The 18,801-nt window shown below is 39.2% G+C and carries 16 protein-coding genes; 11 read left to right on the top strand and 5 right to left on the bottom strand.

Annotated elements, in window-relative coordinates:
- Window positions 1-38: 38 nt before the first annotated feature.
- From GFH32_RS14830 to GFH32_RS14850, 5 genes are all read right to left on the bottom strand, one after another.
- Complete coding sequence (locus tag GFH32_RS14830) at window positions 39-2,147, bottom strand: bifunctional aldolase/short-chain dehydrogenase (protein ID WP_153512334.1); 2,109 nt, start codon at window positions 2,145-2,147, stop codon at window positions 39-41.
- Window positions 2,148-2,169: 22 nt separating this feature from the next.
- Window positions 2,170-3,243: an L-rhamnose/proton symporter RhaT gene (gene rhaT, locus GFH32_RS14835; protein ID WP_153512335.1), complete on the bottom strand. Its 1,074-nt coding sequence runs from the start codon at window positions 3,241-3,243 to the stop codon at window positions 2,170-2,172.
- A 384-nt stretch (window positions 3,244-3,627) separates the two neighbouring features.
- Entirely contained in the window at window positions 3,628-4,257 is a 630-nt protein-coding gene (locus GFH32_RS14840) for a 3-oxoacid CoA-transferase subunit B (RefSeq protein ID WP_153512336.1), read from the bottom strand.
- 2 nt (window positions 4,258-4,259) lie between these two features.
- Window positions 4,260-5,438 carry a thiolase family protein gene (locus GFH32_RS14845; protein WP_153512337.1) on the bottom strand — a complete coding sequence of 393 codons (1,179 nt, stop codon included), beginning with the start codon at window positions 5,436-5,438 and terminating at the stop codon, window positions 4,260-4,262.
- The gene (locus tag GFH32_RS14850; RefSeq protein ID WP_153512338.1) at window positions 5,431-6,153 is read right to left on the bottom strand and encodes a CoA transferase subunit A; all 723 of its coding nucleotides are present in this window, start codon (window positions 6,151-6,153) and stop codon (window positions 5,431-5,433) included. The genes GFH32_RS14845 and GFH32_RS14850 overlap by 8 nt, the downstream gene beginning before the upstream one ends.
- A 459-nt stretch (window positions 6,154-6,612) precedes the next feature.
- On the opposite strand from GFH32_RS14850, the gene GFH32_RS14855 reads away from it, so the two are divergent.
- The 11 genes from GFH32_RS14855 to GFH32_RS14905 all read left to right on the top strand — a co-directional run bounded on the left by GFH32_RS14855 (window position 6,613) and on the right by GFH32_RS14905 (window position 18,770).
- Window positions 6,613-7,200, top strand: coding sequence for a hypothetical protein (locus GFH32_RS14855; protein WP_153512339.1), 588 nt, complete (start codon window positions 6,613-6,615; stop codon window positions 7,198-7,200).
- Window positions 7,201-7,588: 388 nt separating this feature from the next.
- The gene (gene atpD / locus GFH32_RS14860) at window positions 7,589-9,091 is read left to right on the top strand and encodes a F0F1 ATP synthase subunit beta (RefSeq protein ID WP_153512340.1); all 1,503 of its coding nucleotides are present in this window, start codon (window positions 7,589-7,591) and stop codon (window positions 9,089-9,091) included.
- Window positions 9,092-9,205: 114 nt separating this feature from the next.
- The gene (gene atpC / locus GFH32_RS14865; RefSeq protein WP_153512341.1) at window positions 9,206-9,454 is read left to right on the top strand and encodes an ATP synthase F1 subunit epsilon; all 249 of its coding nucleotides are present in this window, start codon (window positions 9,206-9,208) and stop codon (window positions 9,452-9,454) included.
- 367 nt (window positions 9,455-9,821) lie between these two features.
- Complete coding sequence (locus GFH32_RS14870; RefSeq protein ID WP_153512342.1) at window positions 9,822-10,712, top strand: branched-chain amino acid transaminase; 891 nt, start codon at window positions 9,822-9,824, stop codon at window positions 10,710-10,712.
- Window positions 10,696-12,396 (top strand): dihydroxy-acid dehydratase, encoded by a 1,701-nt coding sequence (gene ilvD, locus GFH32_RS14875; RefSeq protein WP_153512343.1) that lies wholly within the window; start codon window positions 10,696-10,698, stop codon window positions 12,394-12,396. The genes GFH32_RS14870 and ilvD overlap by 17 nt, the downstream gene beginning before the upstream one ends.
- 242 nt (window positions 12,397-12,638) lie before the next feature.
- Window positions 12,639-14,381, top strand: a complete 1,743-nt coding sequence (ilvB, locus tag GFH32_RS14880) for a biosynthetic-type acetolactate synthase large subunit (protein ID WP_153512344.1) — start codon at window positions 12,639-12,641, stop codon at window positions 14,379-14,381.
- A gap of 1 nt (window position 14,382) precedes the next feature.
- The gene (gene ilvN / locus GFH32_RS14885) at window positions 14,383-14,973 is read left to right on the top strand and encodes an acetolactate synthase small subunit (protein WP_153512345.1); all 591 of its coding nucleotides are present in this window, start codon (window positions 14,383-14,385) and stop codon (window positions 14,971-14,973) included.
- A gap of 13 nt (window positions 14,974-14,986) precedes the next feature.
- Entirely contained in the window at window positions 14,987-15,454 is a 468-nt protein-coding gene (locus tag GFH32_RS14890) for a DinB family protein (protein ID WP_153512346.1), read from the top strand.
- A 40-nt stretch (window positions 15,455-15,494) separates the two neighbouring features.
- Complete coding sequence (ilvC, locus tag GFH32_RS14895) at window positions 15,495-16,976, top strand: ketol-acid reductoisomerase (RefSeq protein ID WP_153512347.1); 1,482 nt, start codon at window positions 15,495-15,497, stop codon at window positions 16,974-16,976.
- A 98-nt stretch (window positions 16,977-17,074) separates the two neighbouring features.
- The gene (leuC, locus tag GFH32_RS14900) at window positions 17,075-18,472 is read left to right on the top strand and encodes a 3-isopropylmalate dehydratase large subunit (RefSeq protein WP_153512348.1); all 1,398 of its coding nucleotides are present in this window, start codon (window positions 17,075-17,077) and stop codon (window positions 18,470-18,472) included.
- A gap of 16 nt (window positions 18,473-18,488) precedes the next feature.
- Window positions 18,489-18,770, top strand: a complete 282-nt coding sequence (locus tag GFH32_RS14905) for an antibiotic biosynthesis monooxygenase family protein (RefSeq protein WP_153512349.1) — start codon at window positions 18,489-18,491, stop codon at window positions 18,768-18,770.
- Window positions 18,771-18,801 lie beyond the last annotated feature (31 nt).

The raw sequence follows: 18,801 nt of genomic DNA on the forward strand, positions 1-18,801 counted from the left end.
GGAGTATAGCAAGTGCTATACTCCTTGCAAATATCATATTATCTTACGAATGACATGGCAACGCCGCCATCTACATTCAATACATTTCCAGTCGATTTGTTTAGCAAACCTCCGACAAACGCGAAGCATGCATTAGCGATATCTTCTGGAAGAATTATCTCATTTAATAAAGTACGTTTTGCGTAATATGCTGGTAATTCTTCGACTGTTACGCCATAAGCTTTAGCTCTACCTTCAGCCCATCCGCCAGCCCAGATATTACTATCTGAAATTACAGCATCTGGATTTACAACATTAACACGAATCTTTGCTGCACCCAACTCTGCCGCATTTAATCTGCTTAAATGCAATTGAGCAGCTTTAGCACTTCCATATCCCGCATTGTTCGGACCACTTACCAGAGCGTTTTTACTAACAATATTCAAGATATCGCCACCAACGCTTTGTGCTTTCATGATTTTAACGGCTCCTTGGGTCACAAAGAACTGTCCCTTTACTAACACATTGTATAATAAATCTAAGTCTTTTTGCGAATGATCTTCAATAGATTTCGAGATTGATAATCCTGCATTGTTTACAACGATATCTATACCTCCAAACGCTAAGCTAGCTTTTTCAAAAGCTTTCTGAATTTGCTCTTCATTGGTCACGTCTAAAGATACTGAAACAACATTATCTCTACCAAAAAGACCAACAAACTCCTCTTCAGCTCCTGCTAAACGTTCAGCATTCATATCGTTTAAAACCACAACAGCGCCTTCGTTTGCAAATTTCTTCGCGATCGCTTTTCCGATTCCACCAGCACTACCTGTAACCAACGCAATCTTTCCAGACAATGCTTTTGGTTTTGGCATACGTTGAAGTTTAGCTTCTTCTAGCAACCAATATTCAATATTGAATGCCTCTTGACGCGGCAACGAAGTATATTGACTCACTGCCTCTGAACCTTTCATCACATTGATGGCATTGGTATAAAATTCCGCGGCAACGCGTGCTGTTTGTTTATCTTTAGCAAAGGCAAACATCCCTACTCCAGGATAGATAATGATAACTGGATTTCTATCGCGAATTGCAGGACTATTTGGGTGCTTACACGTTTCATAATACTCCGTATACATCGCTCTATATTCTTCGAAAAGCGGTGTAATTTTTTCTCGAATGGCTTCCAAATCACTTAGATCCTCGTTCTTATCTAAATTCAGAATAAGCGGTTGAATCTTCGTACGAAGGAAGTGATCCGGACAACTTGTACCCAATGGCGCAAGTTTCTCTAAATCATTGGAATTGATGTATTCCAACACACGTGAATCATCTGTAAAATGGCCTATCATGTGGCGTTCGCTAGAACAAAATCCTCTCAAGATTGGCGCTAATTTAGCAGCTTGTGCTTGACGATCTGTTTCACTTAGGCTTTCAACTTTTTGACCTCCAAAAACTGGACGTGATTTTCCAAAGTTTTCTTCTAAATAAGTTGCGCAAACTTCGATTACATCCAAAGAATTTACATAGCTCTCGTAAGCCGTGTCTCCCCAAGTAAATAAACCATGAGAACCAAGCATAATGCCTCGTATTCCTGGGTTCTCTTCAAGACATGCTCTCAATTGTAAACCTAAATCGAAACCAGGTTTTTGCCAATCTACCCAGCCGATTGTTCCATTGAATAAATCTTTTGTTATTTGCTTTCCATCCTTTGCTGCAGCAATCGCAATTGCCGCGTCAGGATGCAAGTGATCTATATGCTTAAATGGCAAGAAACCATGCAAAGGAGTATCGATTGAAGGAGCTTTTGAATTGAGATCAAAAATGCAGTGATTAAATAACTCCACCATTTCGTCCTCATGTTCAATACCACGATAGACATTCTCCAGATTACGAAGACGATCGACGTATAAGGCAGCCAATCCGGACTTCTTCAAGGTACCGATATCACCACCAGAACCTTTAATCCACATGACTTCAACTTCCTCACCTGTCAACGGATCTTTATCCATCACTTTGCAAGAGGTATTTCCACCACCATAGTTCGTAATTCTCAAATCTGAACCTAACAGATTTGAACGGTATAACAATAATGCAACCTCATCACCTTCAAGTGATTTTGCTTGCTCATCGTTCCACAAATAGTTGACGTGCTTGTATGTTTTCACTTTCCTAAGTTTTTAAATTTTTCTATTCTAACGTTTTTGCAAAACCCACAATGCAAATCGATAGAATGATGGTTAAAATTCCAGCAATAATGGAAGTATAAGTGGGTTTACTTACACCCTTCCATTCTTTCAAAGCAACACCCCAAGCATTGGATATCAATATGATAAAGGCCATGTGTAAGATCCAAGAACTCGCCCCGTTCCCTAATCTACTCTCGCCCATACCATAGAAGAAGAATTGCAAGTACCAAGTTGTTCCAGCAACGGCACAAAGCAATAAGTTCTTTCCAATTGGAGATGTTGTATTGGTATAATCTTTATATGTTTTGTTCTTTAATAATAAATATGCACACCACAGAAAGTTGGTACAAAAGCCTCCCCATAGAATCACAATGTAGGTCACATTGTTTTGATAGAGAAACTCACCCTGACCAGGGTTTGCGGCTTTCCAGATTTGATTCGCGACTTCTGCCATTGGCTTACCTGCCTCAATTCCGAAATTGAAGCATGCACTTAATACCCCTGACACAATTGCTACAACAATACCTAATCCAAATTTATACTCAGACTGCGCTTCTTCAGATAGAGTCCCAAGTCCTTTTTCTTTCAGCATACCTGCCTTTCCACAGAGACAAATCCCAACAACACAGACCAATAAACCAATCATAACACATATGCCTGCATTCTCCGTAAAAAAGTAGTCTATACCATGCTTCCCCTCTGCCTTATTAAAAAAATAATAAATAGCAGGCATCAATGCCCCAAACACCATACTTAAACCTAGTATGATACTGCTCCCCAGTGAAACGCCTAGATACCTAACGCCGAGGCCGTAGGTCAATCCACCTATCCCCCAGAGAACACCGAATAGAAATGTATATCCTAGAATTGAACTGCTACTTTGCGAAATGATTTCTGCAAAATTTGGAATCGTTAACCATGCCGCGATCGGCGGAACAATGATCCAAGAGAACAAGCCTCCTAAGATCCACATTGATTCCCAAGACCAGCCTTTTACCTTCTTGTAGGGAACATAAAAACTTCCTGATGCAAATCCTCCAATAAAATGAAATAAAACACCCGCAATTGCATTCATATAGTACTCTTAAATATTCGATATAGGTTTCTAATTAAATCGAAGATATTTCAAAAAATAGGTTTAACTGTTATGTACTGTCATGCCAAGAAGTAAAAATGGGACCGTTTGCAGTGCAAAAAAAAGAAGCAAAGAAGTAAAACGCTTTAGTATAATATCGGAGGTATAATTTAGGTTTGGCGAGTGGAAATACAAAACCTAACCCCTCATGCTCATTGGATATTATGTCATTAAATTTTAGCGCTCAAAGGTTTAAAAGAAATATATGCACAGCAGATTTTTCTTACGAATTCGCTGAACGCCCTTACAATAGATAAGGGTCATCTTCCGACGACCCTTATCTATTTTTTTTCAATTTATTAAGTGCTTGTATTTATAGTTTTCTCAATAAAATAATTTCCCGCTGGTGTATTGTTTCACGGTATCTATTGAGACGCCCTCATGCAATTCCACTACTTTAAACCCACCTTCAGGCAGTATATCAAATACCCCGAACTCAGTTACAATTTTCTTAACACAGCGGACGCCAGTTAATGGCAGTGAACATGCTTTCAACAGTTTCGATTCGCCATGTTTATTTACATGCTGCATGGCGACAATTATGTTTTCGGCGCTAGCCACCAAATCCATCGCTCCACCCATTCCTTTTACCATCTTCCCAGGGATTTTCCAGTTAGCGATATCACCATTCTCAGAAACTTCCATTGCTCCAAGAATCGTAAGATCAATTTTCCTCGCTCGAATCATCCCGAAACTCATTGCAGAATCAAAAATCGCAGAGCCAGGTAAAGTCGTGATGGTTTGCTTTCCAGCATTTATATAATCGGCATCTTCCTCACCTTCATAAGGAAAAGGTCCCATCCCTAGTAACCCATTCTCACTTTGTAAAACTACTTGCATTCCATCGGGAATATAGTTGGCAACTAAGGTTGGTATTCCTATACCCAAATTCACGTAATATCCGTCTTTGATTTCCTTAGCAATTCTTTTTGCTATTCCATACTTATCTAGCATATCTAAACTTTCTTTATAATCAATGCAGACGCTCCCCCACCTCCATTACAAATTGCCGCAAGACCTATTCGACCATTTTCTTGTTGTAAAACGCTATTCAAGGTCACAACAATACGAGCACCAGAACAGCCAAGTGGATGCCCTAACGAAACAGCTCCACCATATACATTAATTTTATTTGTTGTAATTTCTAAGATTTGAGCATTCGCTAAGGCGACTACAGAAAATGCCTCATTGAATTCGAAGTAATCAATGTCTTCGATATTTAAGCCCGATTTTTTCAAAACCTTCTGCGTCGCTATCGCCGGAGTCGTGGTAAACCAAGCTGGATCTTGCTCTGCATCAGCGTAGGCAATTATTTCTGCAAGTGGAGTAACATTAAGCTCTCGCACTTTCTCTTCACTCATTAACACGACCGCAGCCGCACCATCACTCAGCGTAGAAGCATTTGCCGCAGTAATTGTTCCGTCAATTTTAAACGCTGGCCTTAATTGGGGAAGCTTCTCAAAATTCACCAATTTGAACTCTTCGTCCTCATCAACTAATATCGCTCCCTTTTTGGAAGCTACCTCTACCGATGCAACTTCTGCATTGAATTTCCCAGTTTCCCAAGCAATTTTACTGCGAGTATAGGATTGAATCGCGTAAGAATCCTGGTCCTCTCGACTAATATTATATTTCTCCGCACATAATTCCGCACAACTTCCCATAGCTACGTCAGAATAAACATCCGTCAATCCGTCCTTTTGAAGTCCATCGACAAGTTTTTGATCTCCATATTTAGCTCCCCAACGAGTTGAACCACTATAGTACGGAACTTGACTCATCGACTCCATCCCTCCTGCCACAACAACGTGCGCATCTCCCAACAAAATTTGTTGTATCCCCAAGCTAATAGCTTTCATTCCACTTGCACAAACCTTATTAATAGTTGTCGCTGGGATATGATCCGGGAGACCGGCAAAACGAGCCGCCTGTCTCGCGGGTGCTTGACCAACATTAGCTTGCAACACACAGCCCATCAAGACCTCATCAATTTGATTATTATCTATGCCCGCTTGTTTGACGACAGCCTCGATTGCCTTTGCTCCCAATTGAGGAGCAGATAAACTTGCAAAAGCACTTCCAAAACTCCCCATAGCGGTTCGCTTAGCTGCTACGATATAAACTTTTCTATTCATTGTCTTCTTTTTTTCTAACGGTTCTTTGCTCTATTCTTTTTTCATAACGTTCTCCCTGGAAAATACGCTGAATAAATACACCTGGAGTATGAATAAAATTTGGATCCAACTCGCCTGGTTCTACAAGCTCTTCGACTTCAGCAATTGTAATCTTTCCACACATGGCAACAGCATGATTGAAGTTCTGTGAAGTTCCTCGATAAATTAGATTTCCTGCTTTATCGCCTTTCCATGCTTTCACCAATGCAAAATCAGGTTCGAATGCATACTCCATTAGATACTCCTTTTCAATTCCATGAAATGTAAATGTTCTACTTTCTTTTCCCTCGGCGACTTCCGTTCCAACTCCCGCAGGTGTATAAATTGCAGGCATGCCGTATCCGCCGGCCATTAAACGTGTCGCTAATGTCCCCTGAGGAATAAGCTCAACCTCCAATTCGCCATTTAACATTTGACGCTCAAATTCAGCATTTTCACCTACATAGGAAGCTATCATTTTCTTGATCTGCTTCTTATGCAACAATAAACCTAAACCAAAATCATCCACTCCTGCATTATTGCTTATGCAGGTTAGCCCTTTAGTTCCTTTCTTTAATAATGCTGCAATTAAATTTTCCGGAATGCCACATAAGCCGAAACCACCTAGCGAGATAGTCATCCCATCTACGACATCACGGATTGCTTCTCCGGCATTAGCAACGCTTTTATCTATCATTGTTTGAAAAGATTTACAATTCCCCAGTTGGAGAAAATTATTAAATGGTTATTTTAATGTATAGTCTCAGTTAACTATCGAATTTTAATCCATGGCAAGTACAGCTTTGAAAAATTCGACTTAAACTAATAAACATTTACTCCTAAAACATCAATTCAGAAGTGAAATAAATATAGGAATATTTTGCTAAGCATTTAAGATTCAGCAATTTTTACCAATAAAACATCAAGTAAACAGAATTATTAAAAAGTTATTAGCGATTCTCACAAATTATTGACTTGTTTATTAAATAAAGCCATCGATTTAATCCATCTTGGCTTGATAAAAATCTTCTATAAGTTAAAGTTGCTTGCAAATTCTACGAAAAATCGCAAAATCAACAAGCCTTAATTTTTAATAATTTTCGCTTTGTCTAATTAAATTGGTAAAATTGGCTAACAAAGCTTAATTAAATCTACTATGCGTGCAATAATTTATATCGTCTTATTTTTTGTATTAGTTCCTTCTGTTCAAGGACAGATGCTGCAACAAAAGTTGAAAACTTCTAGCCTAGATAGCCAGTTTGTCTATTTGAATTTATATTCCAAATCTCAAAGTACAGACTTCAAGGTAATCAGAAAAGCGAATCTTGAAACAGTACGTCAGAATGTACGAGATTCTTTAAGCACTTACAGAAAGAGAATTGCTGAATTATCGACTAGCAACTCCTCTTCGGCTGGGAATATAAAGGGTTTACAAGACTCCGTTAGTTCATTAACTAATCAATTGGAGACAGAACAAAAGAAGACAGACAGCATTTCATTTTTGGGAATTGATTTCGCAAAAGGATCATACCATACATTAGTTTGGGCAATAATCTTAGTATTAGCAGCGGCTTTCGCTGGTACTCTTTTCGCGTTCCGCAAGGCAAAGGTAGATACGCAAGACTCTAAGAAAACGGTTGATGAATTACAGGAAGAACTACAAAGCCTGCGTAAGAAATCAATGGAACGAGAGCAGGCCCTAAAACGTCAGCTACTCGATGAGCAACTGAAGAGAAATTCATAAATAAGAATTCTAGATTATATAATATCATAAAAAAGACGCTACGATGTAGCGTCTTTTTTAATTGGAGTAAACTAAATAAGTTTAACATTCTGCAAGCTTAATCTGCAGAAGTTCATGCAATGCGATCATTTTCGGTTAGCTATCCCTCCTAAATCTAAGCAGAGATTAGTGAAAATCGCCATCTTCTTATTTATATTGGTCAAAAAATCAACACTTTAAATAAACGAAAACCAATTAAACACAAGGCATTGAGCCTTTTTAAAAAATAATATCAATTTATTTGCCAATGCCTTTTGCTTTTAGCTAGATAAAACTTATTTTTGCATTCCAAAATACAGTGTGTAAAAAGCTGTATTAAAATTGAATAATAAATTTTAGTCCCTATAATATGCCCAATATTGGTAAAATAGCGCAGATTATCGGCCCAGTAGTTGACGTCAACTTTGCCGACAATGAAAATCTTCCTAAGATTTATGATGCCTTGTACATTGAGAAAGAAAATGGACAACGCATTGTATTAGAGGTTCAACAGCACTTAGGCGAGGAACGTGTTCGTACGATTGCGATGGATGCTACTGAAGGTTTAGTTCGTGGTATGCAGGTATTCGATACTGGCGCTCCGATCAAAATGCCGATTGGCGAAGAAATTAAAGGTCGCGTATTCAACGTTGTTGGTGACCCAATTGACGGTATTAAAAGTTTGGACAAAGCAAACGGTCGTCCTATCCACAATGTACCTCCAAGATTCGAAGATTTATCTACGGAATCTGAAGTACTTTTCACAGGTATCAAAGTTATCGACTTATTAGAGCCTTATGCAAAAGGTGGTAAGATCGGTTTATTCGGTGGTGCTGGTGTAGGTAAAACAGTATTAATTCAGGAGTTGATCAACAACATCGCAAAAGGACACGGTGGTTTATCTGTGTTTGCAGGTGTAGGTGAGCGTACTCGTGAAGGAAACGATTTACTTCGTGAGATGTTGGAGTCCGGCATTATTAAATACGGAGATCACTTCATGGAAGGCATGGAAAAAGGCGAATGGCCTTTAGAAAGTGTAGACCTAGAATTGATGAAAGAGTCTAAATGTACATTTGTGTTCGGACAAATGAATGAGCCTCCGGGTGCTCGTGCTCGTGTTGCCTTATCAGGTTTAACAATTGCGGAATACTTCCGTGATGGTGATGGTGAAGGTCAAGGTCGTGATATCCTATTCTTTATTGATAACATCTTCCGTTTTACACAAGCAGGATCTGAAGTGTCGGCTTTATTAGGTCGTATGCCTTCAGCGGTAGGTTACCAACCAACACTTGCTACAGAGATGGGTTTAATGCAAGAGCGTATTACATCAACTAAAAACGGATCTATTACATCTGTTCAAGCGGTTTATGTCCCTGCCGATGACTTAACTGACCCTGCTCCAGCGACAACATTTGCTCACTTGGATGCAACAACAGTATTATCACGTAAAATTTCTGAGTTAGGTATCTATCCTGCGGTTGACCCATTGGATTCAACTTCACGTATCCTTTCTCCTGCAGTTTTGGGTAACGAACATTACGATACAGCTCAACGTGTAAAAGAAATTCTTCAACGTTACAAAGAACTACAAGATATCATCGCAATCTTAGGTATGGATGAGTTATCTGAGGAAGATAAATTAACAGTACACCGTGCACGTCGTGTACAACGTTTCTTATCACAACCGTTCCACGTTGCAGAACAATTTACAGGTTTGAAAGGTTGTTTAGTAGACATTAAAGATACTATCAAAGGATTCAACATGATCATTGACGGTGAAGTTGATGAGTATCCTGAAGCATCTTTCAACTTAGTAGGTGGCATCGAAGATGCGATTGAAAAAGGAAAAAAACTATTAGCAGAAGCAGTTTAGTACTTGATACTAGATCATAGACATCAGATTTAAGACTCTGTTTTCCAAGCAGAGTCTTAGATTATTCTAAGCGAGTCTTATATCTAATATCTCCAATCTCATATCTAAACAACAATGAATTTAACAATTATTACTCCAGACAAATTAGCATACGAAGGCCCAGTTACTGCAGTGACAGTCCCTGGTTCTGCTGGTTCTTTTCAAATTTTGAAGGACCACGCTGCTATTGTGTCTACGCTAGATGATGGTAAGGTCATTATTAAAAATAATAATGATGAACAAGTCATTATTATTAAAGGTGGTGTCGTCGAAGTAAAGGATAACAAGATCATCATTTTAGCGGAAGGAATTGCCGGAGAATAGATAGATAGAAATCAAGATTTTGTAGCCCTTAAGACTTCGAGTTTTAAGGGCTATTTTTTTACAAGTATTTTCACCGTTTTAATGATTTTAGGAAGAATTTTCACGCATTTTGCAAAATAGTGAAAATTGAAAAAATGTACCAATTTTCATTTTAGTCTACTAACGTCAAAATTAAAATTCAAAAAATGACTAATATCATAAAATAAAATATTGAATATATCGATTTTATAAAATAATAAACTTTATGAAAATTCTTTGTTTGCCTATTGTAAGAAATTTTAAATCAGAGTAACTTACAAAGTATTAAAATCAAGGTAAGTTAAAACTCAATAGCAAGAGGTATTTCGGGGATCAAAAATAGAAGCGTATGCAGTACTACAATCAGGACACCTTAATCTACTTAAACGATAGCTTCGTAAAGGCTAGCAATGCTGGTGTTGACTTATTTGGTCAATCGCTACATTACGGCTATGGTTCGTTCGAAGGATTACGTGCTTATAGCACGCATAACGGCACACGCATCTTCAAAGCGGAAGAACATTTTGATCGCCTAAAGAAGTCATGTGAAGCAATCGGATTACCTTACACATGGAACAACCGCGAGCTTATCGAGAAGACATACGAATTACTAGAGGTAAACAATCTACGTTCGGCCTATATTCGTCCCTTGATTTACTCAGGATCAAATATGCACCTAACTTCTGCTACCTCCGCAAACATCATGATTGCGGCCTGGGAATGGGGACCATATTTGGGACAAAACCTATTGAAGGTTAATATCTCGAGAATTGAACGTCCAAACCCCAAGTCCTTTCCTGTAGGCGCAAAAGTTTCTGGTCAGTTTATTAACTCCATCTTGGCGACTACCGATGCAATTCAACATGGATTTGATGAAGCACTATTAGTAGATCAAGAGGGCTTCGTCGCACAAGCTTCGAGTGAGAACCTATTCATTGAGAAAGATTTTAAAATCTATACCCCTCCCCTAGGAAACATTTTCCCTGGGATTACACGTCAAACGGTAATCGATATTTGCAAGAGTTTAAACTTTGACATCATCGAAAAGAGATTATCTGTCCAAGACGTTTATACGGCGGACTCCGCTTTCTTAAGTGGTACGGCAGCCGGTATTATCGGAATCAAACAAGTAGACCAAGTTATTTACCCAGAAGCCTGGGAAGATAGTATTGGCGCATCTATCCAGAGAAAATATAAAAACTTAGTATTAGAGCAAGAGAATTATGAAGTCATCATCTGATAACGAAAAGGGAATCAACAAGTACAGCAAGATCTTTACGCAAGATCAGACGCAACCTGCAGCAAAAGCCATGTTATATGGAATCGGCTTGACCGATGCCGATATGGAAAAAGCTCAAGTCGGTATTGCAAGTATGGGTTATGATGGGAACACCTGTAACATGCACCTGAATGATTTGGCGGCAGTCGTCAAAAAAGGAATTTGGGACAGCAATTTGGTGGGCTTAACCTTTGGAACTATTGGAGTAAGTGATGGAATGAGCAACGGTACAGATGGCATGCGCTATTCGCTAGTTTCACGTGATGTCATTGCAGACAGCATCGAAACCATTTGTGGAGGGCAATATTACGATGGCGTTGTTGCTATCCCAGGATGTGATAAGAATATGCCTGGTGCTATCATGGCTATGGGAAGACTTGACCGCCCTGCAATTATGGTATATGGCGGAACCATTGCTCCCGGACATTATAAAGGAGAAGAATTAAATATCGTATCAGCATTTGAAGCCTTAGGCAAGAAAGTAGCGGGTACAATTTCTGACGAAGACTATGATGGCGTTATCAGACATACTTGTCCAGGTGCTGGAGCTTGTGGTGGTATGTATACTGCAAATACCATGGCTTCTGCTATCGAGGCAATGGGTATGAGCTTACCGTATTCGTCTTCGAATCCGGCAACATCAAAAGAAAAACAAGTTGAATGCCTTGAAGTTGGTAAATACATCCGTATCCTTCTAGAAAAAGATATCAAGCCTTCGGATATCATGACTCGTAAAGCATTCGAAAATGCGATGCGTACGATCGTGATCTTAGGAGGTTCAACAAATGCTGTACTACATTTTATCGCTATGGGTAAATCTGTTGGTGTAGATATTACGCCAGACGATTTCCAACGCATGTCTGATGAGACACCAGTACTAGCGGATTTCAAACCATCTGGTAAGTTCTTAATGCAAGACTTACATCAATATGGTGGTATCCCAGCGGTTTTACGTTATTTATTAGACGAAGGTCTTCTACATGGAGACTGTTTAACTGTTACGGGAAAGACAATGGCGGAAAACTTAGCTGAAGTTAAATCTATCATGGATTACAATCAGCCAATAATAAAGCCTTTGGCAAGTCCAATCAAAGCGACAGGTCACTTACAAATTCTTTACGGAAATTTAGCCGAACTAGGTTCAGTAGCGAAGATTTCTGGTAAGGAAGGTGAAAAATTCACAGGTCCAGCACGTGTTTTTGATGGTGAACACGATTTAGTAGCAGGTGTATCAACAGGCAGAATCAAACCAGGGGATGTCATTGTAATCAAGAATGAGGGTCCTAAAGGAGCGCCAGGAATGCCTGAGATGCTTAAACCAACCGCTTTAATTATCGGCGCAGGCTTAGGTACCTCGGTAGCTTTAATTACTGATGGACGTTTCTCAGGTGGAACACACGGATTCGTTGTTGGACACATCACTCCAGAAGCCTATGAGGGTGGACTTATTGGATTAGTTCAAGATGACGATATCATCGAAATTGATGCTGTCGATAACAAGATTAATTTAAAAGTTTCGGATGAAGAAATTGCTGCTCGTCGCGCTAGTTGGACTCAACCCGCATTGAAAGTTAGCAAAGGGGTTTTATTCAAATACGCAAAAACTGTTGCAAATGCATCTGAGGGATGTGTAACCGATCAATAATAAATTGACAAGAGCTAATGAATGTTAAGTTTAAGAACTTAAACTCTCCAGTCGAGATGAACAGTTTGAAAAACTAAACACCAACATTCATAAGACGAAAATAAATAGGATATAAACTATAATTGGAAACAAATTAGGCAAGCATAGACATTCAAACAGTCTTAGTTAATAACAATACTTCGAAAATAATCTTTAAGAGGCAGTTCTTAAATCTATTGTCTAAAGTCTAAAATCTATATACAATGAGTACACTTGAAAAAACGGAAACATTGGAAGCTACTACCATAGCTGCAAACACACAAATCAGTGGTTCGCAAGCGGTATTAGAAGCCTTAATCCACGAGGGAGTGGATACCGTATTCGGGTATCCGGGTGGTGCAATTATGCCAATTTATGATGCGTTGTATGATTACAACGATAAATTGAAGCATATTTTGGTACGTCACGAACAGGGAGGAATTCATGCTGCACAGGGATATGCACGTACATCAGGACGTGTGGGTGTAGCTTTTGCAACAAGTGGTCCTGGCGCAACAAACCTTGTCACAGGTTTAGCGGATGCCATGATTGATAGCAATCCTGTGGTCTGTATTACAGGTCAGGTATTTGCTTCATTGCTAGGAACCGATGCATTCCAAGAAACTGACGTGATTAACATCACTACACCGGTCACCAAATGGAATTATCAGGTAACAGATGCGACCGAAATTCCAAGTGTATTAGCAAAAGCATTTTACATTGCAAAAACAGGACGTCCAGGTCCAGTCTTAATTGATATTACGAAAAACGCGCAACTACAACTTTTCGATTACGAAGGGTATAACAAATGTAACCATGTGCGTTCTTACCGTCCCGCACCTATCGTTCGTAAAGAATATGTTGAGGAGGCTGCACGTATCATTAATGAGGCTAAAAAACCATTCGTACTGTTTGGACAAGGAATTATTTTAGGAAAAGCGGAAGAGGAATTCAAACGTTTTATTGAGAAGAGTGGCTTTCCTGCTGCTGCAACAGTTATGGGCTTAAGCGCGCTACCGACAGATCACCCACTACATGTAGGTATGTTAGGTATGCATGGAAACTATGCTCCAAACGTAATGACAAACGAATGTGATGTTTTAATTGCAATCGGAATGCGCTTTGATGACCGTGTTACAGGACGTTTGGATAAGTATGCGAAGCAAGCGAAAATAGTTCATTTAGACATAGACCCTGCTGAAATCGATAAGAATGTAAAAGCAGCAGTACCGGTATGGGGCGATTGTAAAGAGACGCTTCCTATGTTGACTGCCCTATTAGACAAAATTGATCATACCGCTTGGTTACAGCAATTTCGCGAACTCGAAAAAGAAGAGATAAAAGAAGTTATAAACGAAGAGCTTAACCCAACGACAGACATCATGACGATGGGTGAAGTTATCCGTGAATTGAACGAATTAACCGGTGGAGACGCCGTAATCGTAACAGATGTTGGTCAACATCAAATGGTTGCATGTCGTTACGCAAAATATAATCAATCGAAATCTAGCGTTACTTCTGGAGGTTTAGGAACAATGGGATTTGGTTTACCTGCAGCAATTGGTGCCTGGTATGGTACTCCAGATCGCGACGTAATCGCCATTATTGGTGATGGCGGTATTCAAATGACCATTCAAGAGCTTGGAACCATTATGCAATTTGGTGCTAAAGTGAAGATTCTTATCCTGAATAACGAATTCCTAGGTATGGTACGTCAATGGCAGCAATTGTTTCACGACAAACGTTATTCTTTCGTGAATATCACAAGCCCTGATTTCGTCGCTGTAGCAAAAGGGTATTACATTGATGGAAATAAAGTCACCGAACGGAAGGATTTGAAGTCAGCATTGAAAACGATGCTCGAACATGATGGATCCTATTTATTGGAAGTGATGGTGGGAAAAGAAAACAATGTATTCCCAATGGTAGCACAAGGAACTAGTGTTTCTGAAATTAGATTGAAGTAAAATGGAAAAACAAGAATATACCATAACAGTATATACGGAAAATACTATCGGGATGATCGGACGTATCACGGGGATCTTCTCTAGACGTAAAATCAATATTGAAAGCTTAAACACCTCTCCTTCTGAAGTGGACGGAATACATCGTTTCACGATTTTGATTTCAGAATCAGAAGAGGTTGTTCGTAAACTTTGTCGCCAAATTGAAAAACAAGTCGAAGTTTTGAAAGCATATTTCAATACGAACGATGAATTGATCTGGCAAGAACAGGCTTTATATAAGGTTCCAGCAGATGTTATTGCAGAGAAAGCCTATGTAGAGCGTTTATTGCGTCAATATGGAGCTAATGTCGTAGTAATTCGAAATGATTATATCGTATTTGAGACAGCAGGACATCGTGAAGAAATTGATCGTTTAACCGCAGAGTTAGGTAAGTACAAGTTAATTGAATTTGTACGCGGAGCACGTATCGCGATTATCAAAGATAGCGCGGGCTTTCATGCGAAGCTTAAGCAGTTTGAAGAAGAAGAGCCTGCTCCAGATATCGTAGAAAACGAATTCTTGGATCAACGAGATGATGTATTTACAATGTAATTTGCAAAAGCAGATGGAACATGTATTTAAATTCATTTTCGAGAGTCGTCACGCCTTTATCCAACTGATTGACAGTCTTAGTATCGCCGAGTTAAACAAAGTCCCTGAAGGCTTTAATAACAACATTATTTGGAACTTCGGACATATAGTTGTCAGTACCCAAACATTAAGTTATACACGTACGGGAATTAAGGAAGGAACAAGCTGGGTTAAATATGTCGATGCCTATGCAAAAGGCACAAAACCGAGTTATTTTGTCGAACAAGCAGAAGTAGATGAACTAAAAGCATTGGCAATATCTACTATCGAAGCGATAGAGAATGACTACAAAGCTGGCGTTTTCGACATCATAACAGCATATGAAACCGCAACCTATGGTGCTGTGATGAAAACCATAGAGGATGTTTTAACCACGTCGATAGGTCATGACAACCTGCATCTAGGGTATGCAGTAGCACAAAAACGCATAATCAACAATTAATAATCAATCTGAAAAGAAAAATATTTTAAACAGTACAGCAATGGCAAATTATTTTAACACATTACCTCTAAGAGAGCAATTAAACCAACTAGGTGTAGCAGAATTTATGAATTCAGCAGAATTCAACGATGGCGTAAATGCTCTAAAAGGTAAAAAAATTGTAATCGTAGGATGTGGCGCTCAAGGATTAAATCAAGGTTTAAACCTAAGAGATTCTGGTTTGGACGTATCTTATGCTTTACGTAAAGAAGCTATTGAACAAAAAAGAGATTCTTGGAAAAACGCAACTGATAACAATTTCAAAGTGGGAACATACGAAGAGTTGATCCCTACTGCAGATCTAGTAATCAATTTGACACCTGATAAACAACATACTTCGGTTATTAACGCCGTTATGCCTTTAATGAAAGAAGGTGCAACTTTATCTTATTCACATGGTTTCAATATCGTGGAAGAGGGTATGCAAATCCGTAAAGACATTACTGTTATCATGGTAGCTCCAAAATGTCCAGGATCAGAAGTTCGCGCTGAATATTTAAGAGGATTTGGTGTACCTACGCTAATCGCTGTTCACCCAGAAAACGACCCTCAAGATAAAGGATGGGCTGAAGCAAAAGCTTATTGTGTGGGAACTGGTGGTCATCGCGCAGGAGTATTGAAGTCATCATTCGTTGCAGAAGTGAAATCAGACTTAATGGGCGAACAAACTATTCTTTGTGGTTTATTACAAACTGGCTCTATTCTTTCTTTCGACAAAATGGTTGAAAAAGGAATCGACGCAGGATATGCTGCAAAACTAGTTCAATACGGTGTTGAAGTAATCACAGAGGCATTAAAACATGGTGGTGTTAGCGGTATGTTCGATCGCTTGAGTAATCCTGCGAAAGTAAAAGCATTCCAATTATCAGAAGAATTAAAGGACATTATGCGTCCATTATTCCAAAAACACCAAGACGATATTATGTCAGGTCACTTTAGCAAGACAATGATGGAAGACTGGGCAAATGGCGATGCTAATTTATTGAAATGGAGAGCAGAGACTGGCGAAACAGCATTCGAAAAAACTGCTGCTGGCGATGTTAAAATCGACGAGCAAGCATACTTTGACAACTATGTATTGATGTCAGCGTTTGTTCGTGCGGGTGTTGAATTAGCATTCGAAACGATGGTTGATGCGGGTATCAAACCAGAATCAGCTTACTATGAATCATTGCACGAAACTCCATTAATTGCAAATACGATCGCTCGTAAGAAATTATTCGAAATGAACCGTGTTATTTCTGATACAGCAGAATATGGTTGCTATTTATTCGATCAAGCATGTAAACCTTTATTAAAAGACTTCATGAGCAAAATCGATACAGATGTTGTAGGTAAGAACTACAATGACGGAAAAGATGGTGCTGTTGATAACATTACTTTGGTTCAAATCAACGAAGTATTGCGTAATCACGAAGTAGAAGTCGTTGGTAGAAAGTTACGTAAGGCGATGACCGCTATGAAAGCTATCAAAACTATTTAAATTTTTCGTAATTTAGATAGCTCTCAATGGGGTAAAATTATGATATTCTTAATTTTACCCCATTGAGAATTAAAAAACCAAACAGTTTAATAAAAGAAATGGGAAAAACATTAGTAGAAAAGATTTGGGATGCACATGTCGTCAAGCGTCAGGAAGGGTTTCCAGATATGTTATATATCGATACCCATCTTATCCATGAAGTGACCTCTCCACAGGCATTCGATGGATTACGCAAAAGAGGCTTACCGGTATTCAGACCACAACAAACGGTAGCCACTGCTGACCACAACGTACCTACATTGGATCAGCACCTTCCAATCAAAGAAGAGCTATCCCGCTATCAGGTGGATATGCTGACTAAAAACTGTAAAGAATTCGGAATTGAACTATATGGATTAGGCCACCCATATCAAGGTATTGTGCATGTTATCGGTCCTGAATTAGGAATTACTTTACCAGGAAAAACGATGGTTTGCGGTGATAGTCACACCTCTACGCACGGAGCCTTTGGCGCTATCGCGTTCGGTATTGGTACATCGCAAGTAGAGCAAGTTTTCGCGACTCAATGCTTATTACAACAAAAGCCAAAGACAATGAAAATTGAAGTCAATGGTGAATTAGGCAATGGAGTGGGTGCAAAAGATATTATCCTTTATATTATTTCCAAAATCTCCGCTGCAGGAGGAACAGGTTATTTTGTCGAATATGCAGGTTCAGCTATACGTTCATTAAGCATGGAAGGTCGAATGACTATCTGTAATATGAGTATAGAAATGGGTGCTCGCGGAGGATTAATTGCTCCTGATCAAACCACGTTTGACTATATCGAAGGTAGAGAATTTGCTCCAAAAGGTGAAGCTTGGGATAAAGCGTTAGCATATTGGAAAACTCTTTACTCGGATACCGACGCTCAGTTCGATGAAGTATTATCATTCGACGCTGCCGATATTCAACCAATGATTACTTACGGTACAAACCCAGGAATGGGTATAGGTATCACAGAACATATCCCTACGACCAATTCTCAACCAGAGAGTGAACGTCCTTCTTATCAAAAAGCTTTAGACTACATGGGTTTCCATGATGGCGATTCTGTATTGGGTAAACCTGTTGACTATGTGTTCATTGGAAGCTGTACGAACTCTAGAATTGAAGATTTACGTCAAGTTGCCGCATTTGTTCAAGGTAAAAAGAAAGCTGACAATGTGGAAGTTTGGATTGTTCCTGGATCGAAACAAGTTGAAGCTCAAGCAATAGAAGAAGGTATCGATAAAGTATTCGAAGCGGCTGGCTTTCAATTACGTGAACCAGGCTGTTCGGCGTGCTTAGGGATGAATGAAGATAAAATTCCTGCAGGTAAATACTGTGTTTCTACATCAAACAGAAACTTTGAAGGACGCCAAGGACCGAATGCGCGTACAATGCTTGTTAGCCCGCTAACGGCTGCTGCTGCTGCAGTAACAGGAAAAATTGTAGACGTTAGAGAATTGGTATAACAGAGGAATATCTTTTATGGTGTTGGAAGTTGCTATTTTGAACATTAAGCCCGGTCAATCGGCGGATTTTGAAATCGCATTTGAACAAGCCAAAGAGCTAATACAATCCATAAAAGGCTATATCAATCATGAATTAAAGAAGTGTATCGAACAAGAGGGTCAATATATTCTCTTGGTCAACTGGGAAACATTAGAAGATCACACCGTAGGATTCCGACAATCTAAAGTTTACCAAGACTGGAAGCATCTATTACATCATTTTTATGATCCGTTCCCAGTAGTCGAACATTACATTTAATTCATTATTCCTCAAAAACAATATAATCAAG

Origin of the sequence: Sphingobacteruim zhuxiongii (assembly GCF_009557615.1) — a bacterium.
Taxonomy (GTDB): domain Bacteria; phylum Bacteroidota; class Bacteroidia; order Sphingobacteriales; family Sphingobacteriaceae; genus Sphingobacterium; species Sphingobacterium zhuxiongii.

Excerpts from the sequence above, each read along its gene's own strand:
- rhaT (WP_153512335.1), bottom strand. The coding sequence starts at position 3,243 with ATGAATGCAATTGCGGGTGTTTTATTTCATTTTATTGGAGGATTTGCA.
- GFH32_RS14840 (WP_153512336.1), bottom strand. The coding sequence starts at position 4,257 with ATGCTAGATAAGTATGGAATAGCAAAAAGAATTGCTAAGGAAATCAAA.
- GFH32_RS14845 (WP_153512337.1), bottom strand. The coding sequence starts at position 5,438 with ATGAATAGAAAAGTTTATATCGTAGCAGCTAAGCGAACCGCTATGGGG.
- GFH32_RS14850 (WP_153512338.1), bottom strand. The coding sequence starts at position 6,153 with ATGATAGATAAAAGCGTTGCTAATGCCGGAGAAGCAATCCGTGATGTC.
- GFH32_RS14855 (WP_153512339.1), top strand. The coding sequence starts at position 6,613 with ATGCGTGCAATAATTTATATCGTCTTATTTTTTGTATTAGTTCCTTCT.
- atpD (WP_153512340.1), top strand. The coding sequence starts at position 7,589 with ATGCCCAATATTGGTAAAATAGCGCAGATTATCGGCCCAGTAGTTGAC.
- atpC (WP_153512341.1), top strand. The coding sequence starts at position 9,206 with ATGAATTTAACAATTATTACTCCAGACAAATTAGCATACGAAGGCCCA.
- GFH32_RS14870 (WP_153512342.1), top strand. The coding sequence starts at position 9,822 with ATGCAGTACTACAATCAGGACACCTTAATCTACTTAAACGATAGCTTC.
- ilvD (WP_153512343.1), top strand. The coding sequence starts at position 10,696 with ATGAAGTCATCATCTGATAACGAAAAGGGAATCAACAAGTACAGCAAG.
- ilvB (WP_153512344.1), top strand. The coding sequence starts at position 12,639 with ATGAGTACACTTGAAAAAACGGAAACATTGGAAGCTACTACCATAGCT.
- ilvN (WP_153512345.1), top strand. The coding sequence starts at position 14,383 with ATGGAAAAACAAGAATATACCATAACAGTATATACGGAAAATACTATC.
- GFH32_RS14890 (WP_153512346.1), top strand. The coding sequence starts at position 14,987 with ATGGAACATGTATTTAAATTCATTTTCGAGAGTCGTCACGCCTTTATC.
- ilvC (WP_153512347.1), top strand. The coding sequence starts at position 15,495 with ATGGCAAATTATTTTAACACATTACCTCTAAGAGAGCAATTAAACCAA.
- leuC (WP_153512348.1), top strand. The coding sequence starts at position 17,075 with ATGGGAAAAACATTAGTAGAAAAGATTTGGGATGCACATGTCGTCAAG.
- GFH32_RS14905 (WP_153512349.1), top strand. The coding sequence starts at position 18,489 with ATGGTGTTGGAAGTTGCTATTTTGAACATTAAGCCCGGTCAATCGGCG.